We start from the raw sequence: 13191 nt of genomic DNA on the forward strand, positions 1-13191 counted from the left end.
AAGCCAGTAGATTTTTGAGTAAAATGCTCGTATTGCCCACCCATAAAGGGGTTAAGACAGTATTGCGTCTTTCTCAAAAGTAAAACCATTTAATAAACTAACAGCATCCATTTTTTTCTTCCCAGATAGCTTAATTTCTAAAACATTTATATAACCTCCTTTTACCGCAATCCTTATTTCTTTCTTCGAGGTTACGACCTTCCCTAAAGAAAAGTCATGACTTTCTTCAATCTTAGAAACCGCATATACTTTGACTGTAACCTCCTGATCACCGTTCGTTAAAATGGTCCAGGCAGCAGGAAACGGATTTAAACCTCTAATTTTATTATAGATCGTATGTATATCTTCTGTCCAATCTATTTTACAATTTTCGGGATATAACTTTGGAGCTACCTTCTCTTCAACATCTGGTTGTTTATACGTGGTAACAGTATTATTAGCAATTAAATGGATCGTTTCATTAACGAGATCAGCACCCAAATGCATAAGTGTATCATGTAACTGACCTACAGTCTCATCTTCACCAATAGGTGTTTCTTTTTGCAAAATGATTTCCCCTGTGTCTATTTTATCATCTATAAAAAATGTAGTTACTCCAGTTTTTTTCTCACCATTAATAATCGCCCAATGAATAGGAGCTGCACCTCTATAATCTGGAAGTAACGAAGCATGTAAGTTAAAAGTTCCATATTCTGGCATATTCCAAACAACTTTTGGAAGCATTCTAAAGGCAACCACCACTTGCACATTTGCTTTGTAACTCTCTAGTTCTTTTATAAAGTCTTCATTCTTAAGATTTGTAGGTTGAAGAATTGGTAAATTTTTATAGCTGGCATATTTTTTTACCGCAGACTCGTTCAATTTTCTTCCTCTACCTGAAGGCCTATCTGGAGCCGTAATTACAGCAACAACCTTATGACCATTATCTAAAAGACCCTTTAGAATAGTCACTGCAAAGTCTGGGGTTCCCATAAATACAATCCTCAGGTTTCTCATACTATATAATATTTGTTTGTACTATTAATGGCTATTTTGTCTTCTGATAGAAGGTTTCGCAAATGTATTAAAATGTCCCTTTCATTCGCTTTTAAAAATGTTTGAATTTCGATTGAAGATAGTGTATCATGTTTCTTTAATAGGTTCAAAATATCCGATCTAAAATCAACAATAGTATTTTGCCTTCTTAAACATACATCGCATATACCACAATCTTCGACATTCTCTTCTCCAAAATAGGATAGTAATTGGGTACTCCTACACGTTTCATTATTTGTAATAAAATCGACTAAGTCAGTAATCTTTCGTTGCTGCTGCTTTAGGTAGATTTTGATGTTCTTAGCAATACTGTTAATTGTCCTATTGTCTTCTCGAGGAACCAAAAACATCAACTGATCATAGTCTGTGGCTTCAATATAACGTACCACTTGGTCAGTATTCAATTTCTGTAAAACTTCCTTAATTTTTTCTGATGTCACTCCCGCTTTCTTAGCAATCATGTATTCATTAATGTATACCTCATGGTCATAAATGCCCACATAATTTCTAAGTATAGTATTGACAACCTTATATGTTATTTCAGATCGATTCTTGTACTGTATGAGCTGTTTTGAATTTAGGATAAATTGAAGAGATGACCTTCTCTTTAAAGAAGTATTTAACTCTATAACCCCATTGTTAGCCAGTATTTTTAAGATAGTATTGGTCTTTACATAAGTCAAATTATACCGTTGACAAAACTCGGATAACTTAAACGGATATGAATCTATAGGTAATTCCCCGATAGCAATGGAATAATATTGGACCAGATTTCTATATATTTTTTTGATCTCCTCTAAAGTGGGGGTTCCTACATTGAATTGTGATCTTAAGGCTTGTATATCATTATTATTTTGCAAAACTACCGAAAACGACTGTTCTCCATTCCTTCCTGCCCGACCAGCCTCTTGAACATAATTTTCTATACTATAAGGAAGGTCTAAATGAATAACAACTGTCACATTGGATTTGTCTATACCCATACCAAAGGCATTGGTCGCTACCATAATCCTAGTGCTTTCGGTCATCCAATTATTAAATGCTTCTTTTTTCTCTGTAGGTGTCAAACCCCCATGGTAATAGGAAGCTTTAAAGTTATTTGCGTTTAAAAAAGCAGCTATTTCTTCTGTCCGTTTTCTTGATCTTACATAGACAATAGCCGAATTTTTAAATCTCGTACATGTTTGCAAAAGACGTGTAAGTTTATCCTCTACATGAAAAATTTGATATGCCAACTCATTTCTTAAAAAGGACTTTTTAAAGACAGTTGCCGCATCTATCTTTAGGTTCTTTGAAATATCGGATAATACATCTTTTGTTGCGGTGGCCGTTAGGGCGATGAAATTGGCATGTGGATGTATTTCTTGTAAAACACTAATGTGTCTATAGGAAGGCCGGAAATCGTGTCCCCATTCAGAAATACAATGCGCTTCATCAACAGCGATCATAGAAACATTCAATTCTTTGACCTTTTCTTTGATAAAACTGGATGAAAGACGCTCAGGAGAAAGATATAAAAATTTATACCCTCCAAATTTTAAGTTATCGAAGAGCGTTATAATATCATCTTTGCTAGTTCCGGCTTCAATAGTTGCGGCTTTTATTCCCTTTTTCTTGAGATTTTCAACTTGATCTTTGATCAAAGAGACCATTGGAGATATTACAATACAAATACCATCTAGTAATAGCGCAGGAACCTGAAAGCAGATGGACTTTCCGCCTCCTGTTGGTAACAAAGCAATTGTATTTTCCTTATTTAATACAGATGAAATTATCTCTTCTTGTGGGGATATAAATTCCGTATGCCCCCAATATTTAGTAAGTATGTTTAGAGGATTTATCATACATCGCTTTTAAGCGAGTTAATAATGAAGTTAGTTCTTTCTTTTATCGTACCAAAAGGTACATTTATCAGACTGTATCCTAATTCTTTATATGCTTTTTTCAAAAAAATATCGATATTTTTAGATTCTTCAAATGTTTCATAACGCTCATTGTCTGTTATGTAAATTTCTTCCCAGGGTGAAAACTGAAAAACCTTATCATATTTATATTGAATACATTTTTCCTTAAAATAAGACGGGTATTCCGTATTACTAAATTTGAGATATGCATATACATCGGGTAAGCCCCGGTCAAAAAACACAAACTTATTGGACGTTTCACTTGCTGTGATAAATTGTTGCTCTCTGCCTTCTAACAGCAGTTTGCTAAAAAGAATTGGGTCCGTAAGGAAAAGTTGATCTATACCGTCTTGCTGCGCCTTCAAGGTAACCTCTCTAGATACTTCAGGCATGCAATAATAATTTTGCACTATTAATTCATTTAACACAGAAGATTTCCCTGTGCCTGGTCCGCCTATTAAGACAATTTTTTGTTGCATGAAACAAAAATATAGTATTCAATTCATTAAAATAATATTTAGTGTAATTTTGTGTTCATTTTAAAAACAATTTGATAGTTAAGATATGAATGGTAAGGAAGAAGCATTTTATAAAAAGTTAAAAGGACAATTAGACGATACTACAACGTTTCCGGCAGACTATATGTATAAGTTTATTGTTCCAACTGATGGTAATCAGGTAGCGGAGGTGCAGGAATTATTCGACAAAGGTGGTGCTGTTATCAATACCAAAAAATCTAAAACAGGGAAATATATTAGCGTTTCTATAGTTATTAATTTGTCTAGTTCTGATGAGGTGATCAGCTATTATAAGAAAGCAGAAAATATTAAAGGGATTATATCATTATAAATAAAAAAGAAATGAAAAAAGTATTATTCTTAGTAAGTATTCTATTGGTGTCGGGATATTCTTTTGCTCAAAAAAAGGATAAGACCTTGGTAACGATTAACGATCAAAAAGTTAAAGTTTCTGAATTCAAAAGAGTATTTGAAAAAAATTTAAGTTCTATTGAATCGGAAGAAGGTAAAGATGTAGCAAAGAACTTAGATCTGTTTATAAATTATAAACTAAAAGTAGATGAAGCTTACCGCCTTAAGCTAGATACTTCAAGGTCTTATAAAAGAGAGATAGAAACGTATAAGAATCAACTTACGGCACCTTATCTCCAAGACAAGAAATTCCTTGAGAAATTAATCAAAGATGCATACGATAGAACAAAGACAGAAATAAGAGCGAGTCATATCTTGGTTCGTTTTCCAGCAAATTATACATCGGGAGATACATTGGCTATTTACAAAAAGATCATGAATCTTAGAGATAGTATTGTAAACCATGACGTTGATTTTTCTGAAATGGCCAGAAAATATTCTGATGATAGATCTGCTAAAACTAACGGTGGAGATTTGGGTTATTTCGGAGCATTTAAAATGGTCTTTGATTTTGAAGATGCTGCCTTTAAAACAAAAATAGGAGAAGTGTCTATGCCATTTAAAACAAGATTTGGATATCATATCGTTAAAAAAGTAGCAGAAAGACCCTCTAAGGGAGAAGTTCAAGTAGCTCATATTTTGATTACTGATAAGACGGAGACAGGAAAAAAGAAAATAGATACTGTCTATCGTAAACTGATTGCTGGGGAATCATTTAAGGAGTTAGCAAAAAAGTATTCAAATGATGTAAATACTAAAAACAAAGGAGGGAGACTGAGTAAGTTTGGATCTGGTAGAATGGTGAAGCCTTTTGAAATTGCAGCGTTTTCTCTTGAGAACAAAGGTGATTACAGCAAACCTTTTGAAACAAGATTTGGATGGCACATCTTACAATTATATAAAAAATATCCAGTAGAATCTTTTGAAAAGACAAAAGCAGGAATTAGAACTAAGGTGAAAAGAAGCGGAAGAGCTAAACTATCGGACAATGCGGTTTTAAACAAGCTGAAAAAGCAATATAAGATAGTGGAATTTGAAGATGCAAAAAGTATCTTAAAAAGAAAAGACATCAGAGGTATTCCTAAAGATTCATTGCAGGCCATACTAATTAGTATTAATGAAAAGGAAATCAAACAAGAGGCATTTGTGTTGTATATTAGAAATAGAAGAAATAAATCTATTCCCTTTCTTTTTAATGCGTTTATAGATTACCAGGTATTAGAATACTTTAAAGAAAATTTAGTACATACAGAACCTGAGTACGCCACTAGTTTACAGGAATATAAGGATGGAATCTTGTTGTTTGAATTGATGAACAAAAAAATTTGGGATAAATCATCTAAAGATACTTTAGGGCTCCAAACATATTTTGATAAGAACATGGCTAAGTATTCTGAAAAAGATCTTAGTAAGATCAGAGGAAAGGTAATTAGTGATTATCAAAATTATTTAGAGAAAAGCTGGATAGCCGAGTTGAAGAAGAAAAATGCGGTTAAGGTCAACAAAAGAGAGCTTAAAAAGCTAATTAAATATTATAGAAAAGAAGAATGAAACAGAGCTACATTTGGATATTAGTATGTGTATTTTTTTCCTCTTGCGATTATTTTGATTTGCAAAAGAAAGAACCTGTAAAAAAGGATGTCATTGCTAGTATTTATAATGAAGAACTGGTTAAAGAAGATATCCAAAATCTATTTCCGAAAAACATCTCAAAAGAAGATAGTCTTGTATTATTAAGGAGTATTATTACAAGCTGGGCTACTCAAAAATTACTTTTAAAGAAGGCTGAAGAGAATAGTACTCTTGAGAACAATAAGGAAATTAATAAGCTAGTTTCTGATTATAGAAAAAGCCTTTTAATCAATAACTACAAAGAGAGGTTGATCAAACAACAATTAGACACAGTTATTTCCGAAGAAGAAGTTGACGAATATTACAATACGAACAGTTTGAATTTTAGGTTAAATGAAGAACTTGTAAAGGCAAGGTATGTTCACTTTGGAAATGATGTCGTTGATAAAGATGATATTATACAATTGTTTAGATCGATGAATCAGGAAGATCTAGAAGCACTGGAGCAGCAACAGTTAAGTTTCAAATCATATCAACTTAATGACTCAATTTGGGTTCCATTAGAAAATGTTTTGTTAAAAACACCATTTTCTAAGGAAAAATTGTTAAAAAAAACAAAATACCTTCAAAAAGAAGACTCATTAGGCTTATATTTGGTGGCTGTAAAAGATGTGTTATTAAGGAACCAAATAGCACCTAAAAACTACATAACTCCAACTATAAAGCAGATGATTTTGCACAAGAGAAAGTTAGAGTTAATTAGAGAAATAGAAAAAATCATTTTAAAAGATGCCACACAAAATAAAAGCTTCAAAGTTTATTAGTCTAACTATCCTATTTATTTTTTGCTTAGGAGCAATCAGTATCCAAGCTCAGAAGGTAAAGATCGATGGAGTAGGTGTAGTCGTTGGAAAGAACATTGTATTAGATTCTGATATTGCCAAGTTCAAATTAGAACTGCAAAATAACAGTGAACGAAAAATTAAAATATCTGACTGTGAAATGTTAGAGCAATTGATGTTACAGAAGTTGTTAGCGCATCATGCTGTAATAGATAGTATTGTAGTAACAGATGGTGAAGTGAACGCTGCTGTTGATAGAAATGTGCAGTATTTCGCACAACAATATGGCGGTATAGAAAAAGTACCATCGGTATATGGATTTAGCACTTTACCAGAATTAAAAGCAGAACTTTTTAATATTGAAAAGGAGAACGCACTGATTAGAAAAGAACAACAAAAACTGACAGAGAAGGTTGATGTTACTCCAGAGGAAGTACGCTTGTACTATAATGGTTTAAAAGAGAAAAATGAACTCCCTGAATTCCCAGCAGAGATTCAGTTGGCACAAATTGTTGTGTATGCGAAGCCCACAGAAGCTGAAGAAAAGCGAGTTGTGAATGAATTGACCAAGATCAAAAAGGAAATAGAAGAAGGGGCTAGTATCCGAATGAAGGCGATTATTAACTCTGAAGACCCTGCAGTGGTTAACAATGGGGGGAAATATGAGATTACAAAAGACAGTCAGTTCATTAAAGAATTTAAGGAAGTTGTTTTTACCTTAGAAATAGGTGAGATCTCAGATCCATTTAAATCTGATTTTGGATATCATATTATCCAATTGCACGAAATAAAAGGAAATATGAGAATAGCGTCACATATTTTAATGAGACCACAAATTGATGATAATAAAGTTACTGCGGCTCAAACATTGGTCAGTCAAATAAAGAAAGATGTTGAAGAGGGTAAAATGACATTTAAAGAGGCAGTTGATCAATATTCTGAAGACAAGGATACTAAGAACAACGGAGGACTCATTATTAACCAATACACAGGGGAGTCAACTTTTGATCTTACTAGAATGGATCCTGCATTATATGCTAGAGTTAGCGATTTGACCAAAGGAAAAATGACAGAACCGTTTTATGATGAAACAAGAACAGGAGAGAAAATGTTCAAGGTTATTATCATGAAAGACCGTACAGATACACATATTGCTGATCTTGTTAATGATTACGTAAAAGTACAGAGTTTAGCATTGCAGAAGAAGAAAGAAGAAACCATTGCAAAGTGGTCTAAAGAGAACATTGTTGATACGTATATTAAGATTAGTCCGAACTATGCGAAATGTACTTTTGAAAGAAATTGGAAAAAACTAGCTAGTAAATAATGTCTGACGTAGTAGCTGTAGATCAACTGGTTTCTAAATACCAGAAACTAAAATCGGAAATAGGGAAGGTAATAGTAGGACAGGACGAAGCTGTTAACTTGGTATTATTATCGATCTTTTGTGGAGGTCATTCACTACTAATTGGTGTACCAGGTCTGGCAAAAACATTATTGGTTAACACTGTTTCTGATGCTTTAGGATTACATTTTAAACGTATTCAGTTTACACCAGATTTGATGCCATCTGATATTTTAGGTAGCGAAATATTAGACGAGAATCGCCAGTTTAAATTTATTAAAGGACCTATATTCTCTAATATTATTTTGGCTGATGAAATTAATAGGACACCGCCCAAGACACAGGCAGCCTTATTGGAAGCAATGCAAGAGCGTTCTGTGACCATTTCAGGCTCTCATTATAAGCTAGATTTACCTTTTTATGTATTAGCTACACAAAACCCTATAGAGCAAGAAGGAACGTATCCGTTACCAGAAGCGCAGCTGGATAGATTTATGTTTTCCATTCATTTGGATTACCCTTCTTTTAACGAAGAAGTTCAAGTTGTGAAGAATACCACTTCGAATGAAGAAACCATAGTTGATTCTTATTTTTCTGCACAGGAGATCCTAGAAGTACAAAAATTGGTGAGAAAAATACCGGTAACCGATAATGTTATTGAATATGCTGTTTCATTAGTTGGAAAAACAAGACCGAAATCTAAAGAAGCTACCGAAATGGTACAAAAGTATTTAGATTGGGGCGCTGGGCCGAGAGCCTCTCAAAACCTCATATTAGCGGCTAAGGCTCATGCGGTTATTAGCGGCAAATACTCACCAGATATCGAAGATGTTAAAGCAGTAGCCATTCCAATCTTATCACATAGGATTGTGAAGAATTATAAGGCAGAAGCGGAAGGAGTAACACTAACGGATATTATTAATTCTTTATTGTAATTCTTTATTCTCAAAAAAGCTAAATACGTTTCCACCATATTTTTTAGAATAATTAAAGTTTGGATGCTTCTCTAAACTCGTATGTTTTGAATGCTCTACAATAAGCATTCCTTCTTCATTTAAAATGTTGTTAGCAAAAACAAGGTCTACAATTTTTTCAAACTGTGCAGTTTCAAAATCATAAGGGGGATCAGCAAAAATAATATCAGCTTTCAAGGGAGTCTTTTCTAAAAACTTGTAGACATCACTTTTATAAGGATTAATAGAAAGGTCAAATTCCTTGGCGGTATCATAGATAAATCTAGTACATCCAAAATGTTTATCAATTGCATATATTTCTTTTGTACCTCTAGAAGCAAACTCATAACTAATATTCCCTGTTCCTGCGAAAAGATCTATGACAGAGATCGCATCAAAATAAAAGTTGTTATTTAGTATGTTAAAGAGTGCCTCTTTAGCCATATCTGTGGTTGGTCTCACAGGAAGGTTCTTGGGAGCGGTAATTCTTCGCCCTTTGTATTTTCCAGATATAATTCTCATACTATCCTAATAAGATAAAATTTGAGTGATTTGAAAACTCATCAGATTTTTTTAATAAAGCGTTGTCATTCTCTAGGAAAGAAATATTACGGATATATTTATAAAGAATATCATATAGTTCTGACTCTTGTTTAATATCGCCTAAAAGTACTAACATAAATTCTTCAGTATCCATTTTAAGCTGCTCTGCGATAAACAAAACATAATAGATTATATCTTCTTTAGAATTATACTTGAAAGAGTTGTAGAAGTGTAAATCATTCTCTTTGAGTAAAATAATGTCAATATGATGTTTTGATACATGCAGATAGAATTGCGAACCTTTATTTTTACCAAGAAGTTTTTCAATTAAAACGGTTGTATGATGCTTAAACTCAAAGGCGCCAAAATTTTGAAACAAAAAGTTATTGATATTCGTATAGGGAATGTACACATTCTTTGCACTAATATCAGTTATTGAGTCAAAATCAAAAGCATCCGTTGCTAATGTTTTTACAGAAAATTTTAAATAAGTAGCTAATTCCTTTTCATTGAATAATTTATCAGGAACAATCGTGTTCAGATAATTTTGGTGTATTACAAAAATGGAGTTAAAATCAGTTTGCAGTTGTTCTTCCGTTTTAAAGACGGATATAATCTCTTCTAGGCAATTATCGACAGACGTAGTAATAGGAAATTCAAAGCTTTTAAAAAAGTAAACTTCGTTGTCCTGATTTGAAATACAAAAAGAAAATCCATCCAAACTAAATTGGATGGATAGGTTTCTTACTATTATTTCTTGTATATGTTTACTTATCGTTTTCTTTTGCACGATCGTTTTTATCATATGACGGAGGCCAGTTACCACCAGTTGTTACTTCACTTAAAGAACCAACAGATACATATTCTCCTTTTACTTGATCAGTGGCAATAGCTTCTTTTTCCTGTTTAACTAAGGAAATATCCATGCCTTTTAAAATAGAAGCTTTATCAATTCGCGCTTCAAAAACAGGAACCTCTAAACCTTGCACTTTTTCTACCATGCCTATTTCAAGCTCAAATTCTTTTCCTTCTAAACCAGGTACCTTAAACATGTTTTTATAGTCTTTATTTTCAAAACTCTTTAAAACAGGCTCATAACCAGTGGTGTCAATAACTCTTTTCTCTTTGTCTATCCACAATGGTTGCCATCTAGTTCCTTCATTTACTCTAATTACTGTATCTCTAGATTCAGTAATTGCAAATTGCGCAGTATCTATAAATCTGATTAGAGCAGCTCTATCCTTAGTATAATTTCCATTTACCTCTTTATAGGCAATTTCTGCATCTCTAATAATCTTTAAATTCTTGATTACTTCAGAATATTTAGTCACTTTTTTCTTGTCAAAATTGATAGGTTTCATAATCCCATCATAAATTTTGTATACAAGAAAACCAGCAAGTATTAATAAAACTATTGAAGCTACAGGTCTTAATTTAAGTGGTAAAAACTTTACAATTAAGTAAGCAATCACAAAGGCAACTACTACAGCTGCTATCATCATTATATATGATCCCATTTATATTATTTTTTGTTTATACGTTATTAGCAAATCTACAATTTTTTTTTAACGATAAAAATTTTTAAACACAAATCGACGTATCTTTGATGCTTTATTCTTTTTATGCTAAAAAACCCTACAGATTTTTATAAGGATCTTTTAAAAAAGTACCCACATTCACCTACAAATAGACAGTCAGAACTGTTTCATCTGTTAGTGAATTTTATATTTGACGGCAAGAATCATTCCATTTTTCTATTAAAAGGATATGCAGGTACTGGAAAAACATCTACAATTAGTACGGTAGTAAATAATTTATGGAGAGCTGGGAAGAAGGCAGTTCTGCTTGCACCAACAGGAAGAGCGGCTAAAGTTATTTCTGGATATTCTAAAAGACAGGCGCTAACAATTCATAAGAAAATATATTTTCCTAAAAAGCAAAAGAACGGTTCAGTAGACTTTGTCTTACAACCTAATAAGCACACAGATACATTATTTATTGTTGATGAGGCTTCAATGATTCCTGATAGACCTCAGAATGCTAAATTATTTGAAAATGGTTCCTTATTAGATGATTTGATTTCCTATGTATACTCTGGACATAACTGCAAAATTATTTTTATTGGAGATACGGCTCAACTACCACCAGTAAAACTTACATTGAGTCCGGCATTGGAAGCAGACAGGCTCGAGGTGGACTATCATAAAGAAGTAACGGAAATCGAACTAGATGAAGTAATGCGTCAACAAGAGAACTCGGGTATTTTAGCAAATGCTACAGTATTGAGATTGCTTATTCAAAATGATGCAAAGCATTTTATGTTTGATCTTGGTTACCCAGATATTGTGAGACTTGTTGATGGGTATGATATTCAGGATGCGATTATATCAGCATATAATAATGAAGGGGTCGAAGATACTGCCTTTATAGTACGATCTAATAAAAGAGCTAATCAATATAATCAGCAAATACGAACTAAGATTAGAGGACAAGAGAATGAGATCTCTGTAGGCGATTATGTTATGGTTGTTAAGAATAACTATTTCTGGTTGAAAGATTCATCGGCGGCTGGGTTTATTGCGAATGGAGATATTTGTGAAGTGCTTAGGATCAGAACCATAAAAGAGCTGTATGGATTCAGATTTGCGGAGGTAGAAATACGAATGATCGATTACCCAGATCAAAAACCGTTCGATACAGTTTTATTGCTGGATACACTCACCAGTGAAAGCCCGTCATTATCCTACGAAGAGTCGAATAAATTATATGAAGCTGTTAAAGAGGATTTTGCGCATGAAAAATCGAAATACAAACAACTATTATCTATAAAGAAGAACAAATATTTTAACGCATTACAGGTAAAGTTCTCTTATGCCATGACCTGTCATAAATCACAAGGAGGGCAATGGAAGAATATTTTCATAGAACAGCCTTATCTTCCAGAGGGCGTTAATAAAGAGTATTTGAGGTGGTTATACACTGCTGTTACCAGGGCGCAGGAGAAGTTGTTCTTAATCGGATTTAAAGATGAATATTTTGAAGAATAAACTAAGATCAATTAAAGAGGTAGTTTAATCGAAGACTTCCATATGAGTTCCCTTTAGAAAATTTTAAATTTTTCATTTTATCTGTGTAGAAGTGGTAAGAATACCCAAAATTAACTCTGTTAGCTGTAAACAAGAGTCCCATTTCAAAGTCAAATCTAAAAGGGTTAATACTATATGTTACAGGGCTAGATGTATTTAAAAAACTCCCTTGTATGGTTGCGTCATAAAGCACATAGGTTAAAGTTGTTTTATAGTAAAACATAGACTCTACACCCCGAACTCCACTTGTCTGTTCATTGTTTAAACTTGTATTAAATGCAACAGAATTCGTAATGGGTTCTAAGTTTAGAAACCCCAGTCTTCCATGAATCCCAGTTGTAACATCCGTAAAAACAGTTCCTATTCTAAGACTATTGATAAAATTGATATCGTTTCGATTGTCTTTATCAGTACTTAGATTCCTAGTATAATGTGCATTTACATTAATACCAACTGCGTTTCGTATCTGATACTTCCAACCAATTGGTCTCGCGAATCCATAAATATCATGTATAAAATTTTGAAGACTTTCTCCCAGCGCAGAAGGGCCTATAACACCAAGTTGAACTTCTCCTTTTAAGATCTGTTGATTTTTGTACACTTTTTTGATACCAAAACTTCCATATAAATAAGAAGCAAAAGGACGGTCGTGCTCAGTAACACTTAAAATGGTTGGTTTATGAGGCGTGAACATTAAATGTCCCAATTGCCATTCATGGATCTTCTTTTCGAGTTTTTGGTCTTTTGTTTTAGCTAAATTTCTATAGGTGAAAAACATTCCGTTTGTATAATATCTATCTTTTTTATAAGAAACAAATAGATCATTATCATTTACAAAACTAAATTCCTTAGACAGCTTTTGCTGTGCAATAGAGACGAAAGAAATACAAAAAAAAATAAGGAAAATGCGTATAGTCATATAAAGGCAAATATAAAATATGTTTTATAACTAAATGGTAATAGTAGTATTGAAAAAAAGGTG

General features: G+C 32.9%; 13 protein-coding genes. 6 read left to right on the forward strand and 7 right to left on the reverse strand.

Going from position 1 to position 13191, the window contains the following annotated elements; genetic code table 11:
* Positions 1-51 precede the first annotated feature (51 nt).
* Genes fmt through RQM59_RS04120 form a run of 3 tightly spaced genes read right to left on the reverse strand, consistent with a single transcriptional unit; the run spans position 52 to position 3418 of the window.
* Entirely contained in the window at positions 52-996 is a 945-nt protein-coding gene (gene fmt, locus RQM59_RS04110; protein WP_349240808.1) for a methionyl-tRNA formyltransferase, read from the reverse strand.
* Positions 993-2879: a RecQ family ATP-dependent DNA helicase gene (locus tag RQM59_RS04115; protein WP_349240809.1), complete on the reverse strand. Its 1887-nt coding sequence runs from the start codon at positions 2877-2879 to the stop codon at positions 993-995. Before RQM59_RS04115 ends, fmt begins: the two co-directional genes overlap by 4 nt.
* Positions 2876-3418 carry an AAA family ATPase gene (locus RQM59_RS04120; RefSeq protein ID WP_349240810.1) on the reverse strand — a complete coding sequence of 181 codons (543 nt, stop codon included), beginning with the start codon at positions 3416-3418 and terminating at the stop codon, positions 2876-2878. The genes RQM59_RS04115 and RQM59_RS04120 overlap by 4 nt, the downstream gene beginning before the upstream one ends.
* Before the next feature lie 85 nt (positions 3419-3503).
* Between RQM59_RS04120 and RQM59_RS04125 the strand changes: the two genes are divergently transcribed.
* Genes RQM59_RS04125 through RQM59_RS04145 form a run of 5 tightly spaced genes read left to right on the forward strand, consistent with a single transcriptional unit; the run spans position 3504 to position 8562 of the window.
* Positions 3504-3788: a DUF493 family protein gene (locus RQM59_RS04125; RefSeq protein ID WP_349240811.1), complete on the forward strand. Its 285-nt coding sequence runs from the start codon at positions 3504-3506 to the stop codon at positions 3786-3788.
* An 11-nt stretch (positions 3789-3799) separates the two neighbouring features.
* Entirely contained in the window at positions 3800-5419 is a 1620-nt protein-coding gene (locus RQM59_RS04130; RefSeq protein ID WP_349240812.1) for a peptidylprolyl isomerase, read from the forward strand.
* Positions 5416-6264, forward strand: coding sequence for a hypothetical protein (locus tag RQM59_RS04135; protein ID WP_349240813.1), 849 nt, complete (start codon positions 5416-5418; stop codon positions 6262-6264). The genes RQM59_RS04130 and RQM59_RS04135 overlap by 4 nt, the downstream gene beginning before the upstream one ends.
* Positions 6230-7609, forward strand: coding sequence for a peptidylprolyl isomerase (locus RQM59_RS04140; RefSeq protein WP_349240814.1), 1380 nt, complete (start codon positions 6230-6232; stop codon positions 7607-7609). Before RQM59_RS04135 ends, RQM59_RS04140 begins: the two co-directional genes overlap by 35 nt.
* Positions 7609-8562, forward strand: coding sequence for an AAA family ATPase (locus RQM59_RS04145; RefSeq protein ID WP_349240815.1), 954 nt, complete (start codon positions 7609-7611; stop codon positions 8560-8562). Before RQM59_RS04140 ends, RQM59_RS04145 begins: the two co-directional genes overlap by 1 nt.
* On the opposite strand, the gene RQM59_RS04150 is transcribed toward RQM59_RS04145, so the two are convergent.
* Genes RQM59_RS04150 through RQM59_RS04160 form a run of 3 tightly spaced genes read right to left on the reverse strand, consistent with a single transcriptional unit; the run spans position 8554 to position 10640 of the window.
* Complete coding sequence (locus tag RQM59_RS04150) at positions 8554-9102, reverse strand: RsmD family RNA methyltransferase (RefSeq protein ID WP_349240816.1); 549 nt, start codon at positions 9100-9102, stop codon at positions 8554-8556. The two genes, RQM59_RS04145 and RQM59_RS04150, sit on opposite strands and share 9 nt — an antisense overlap.
* A gap of 1 nt (position 9103) precedes the next feature.
* Positions 9104-9928 (reverse strand): DUF3822 family protein, encoded by an 825-nt coding sequence (locus tag RQM59_RS04155; protein ID WP_349240817.1) that lies wholly within the window; start codon positions 9926-9928, stop codon positions 9104-9106.
* Complete coding sequence (locus tag RQM59_RS04160) at positions 9891-10640, reverse strand: hypothetical protein (RefSeq protein WP_349240818.1); 750 nt, start codon at positions 10638-10640, stop codon at positions 9891-9893. The genes RQM59_RS04155 and RQM59_RS04160 overlap by 38 nt, the downstream gene beginning before the upstream one ends.
* Before the next feature lie 105 nt (positions 10641-10745).
* On the opposite strand from RQM59_RS04160, the gene RQM59_RS04165 reads away from it, so the two are divergent.
* Positions 10746-12170: an ATP-dependent DNA helicase gene (locus tag RQM59_RS04165; RefSeq protein WP_349240819.1), complete on the forward strand. Its 1425-nt coding sequence runs from the start codon at positions 10746-10748 to the stop codon at positions 12168-12170.
* A gap of 7 nt (positions 12171-12177) precedes the next feature.
* On the opposite strand, the gene RQM59_RS04170 is transcribed toward RQM59_RS04165, so the two are convergent.
* On the reverse strand, positions 12178-13128 hold the full coding sequence (locus tag RQM59_RS04170) for a lipid A deacylase LpxR family protein (RefSeq protein ID WP_349240820.1): 951 nt from the start codon (positions 13126-13128) through the stop codon (positions 12178-12180).
* Positions 13129-13191: the final 63 nt, after the last annotated feature.

It is taken from the genome of Asprobacillus argus, from assembly GCF_032248395.1.
Lineage (GTDB): Bacteria > Bacteroidota > Bacteroidia > Flavobacteriales > Flavobacteriaceae > Polaribacter > Polaribacter argus.

Coding starts and splice junctions, on each gene's coding strand:
- RQM59_RS04130 (WP_349240812.1), top strand. CDS start 3,800: ATGAAAAAAGTATTATTCTTAGTAAGTATTCTATTGGTGTCGGGATAT.
- RQM59_RS04120 (WP_349240810.1), bottom strand. CDS start 3,418: ATGCAACAAAAAATTGTCTTAATAGGCGGACCAGGCACAGGGAAATCT.
- RQM59_RS04150 (WP_349240816.1), bottom strand. CDS start 9,102: ATGAGAATTATATCTGGAAAATACAAAGGGCGAAGAATTACCGCTCCC.
- RQM59_RS04125 (WP_349240811.1), top strand. CDS start 3,504: ATGAATGGTAAGGAAGAAGCATTTTATAAAAAGTTAAAAGGACAATTA.
- RQM59_RS04135 (WP_349240813.1), top strand. CDS start 5,416: ATGAAACAGAGCTACATTTGGATATTAGTATGTGTATTTTTTTCCTCT.
- RQM59_RS04140 (WP_349240814.1), top strand. CDS start 6,230: ATGCCACACAAAATAAAAGCTTCAAAGTTTATTAGTCTAACTATCCTA.
- RQM59_RS04160 (WP_349240818.1), bottom strand. CDS start 10,640: ATGGGATCATATATAATGATGATAGCAGCTGTAGTAGTTGCCTTTGTG.
- RQM59_RS04170 (WP_349240820.1), bottom strand. CDS start 13,128: ATGACTATACGCATTTTCCTTATTTTTTTTTGTATTTCTTTCGTCTCT.
- fmt (WP_349240808.1), bottom strand. CDS start 996: ATGAGAAACCTGAGGATTGTATTTATGGGAACCCCAGACTTTGCAGTG.
- RQM59_RS04155 (WP_349240817.1), bottom strand. CDS start 9,928: ATGATAAAAACGATCGTGCAAAAGAAAACGATAAGTAAACATATACAA.
- RQM59_RS04115 (WP_349240809.1), bottom strand. CDS start 2,879: ATGATAAATCCTCTAAACATACTTACTAAATATTGGGGGCATACGGAA.
- RQM59_RS04165 (WP_349240819.1), top strand. CDS start 10,746: ATGCTAAAAAACCCTACAGATTTTTATAAGGATCTTTTAAAAAAGTAC.
- RQM59_RS04145 (WP_349240815.1), top strand. CDS start 7,609: ATGTCTGACGTAGTAGCTGTAGATCAACTGGTTTCTAAATACCAGAAA.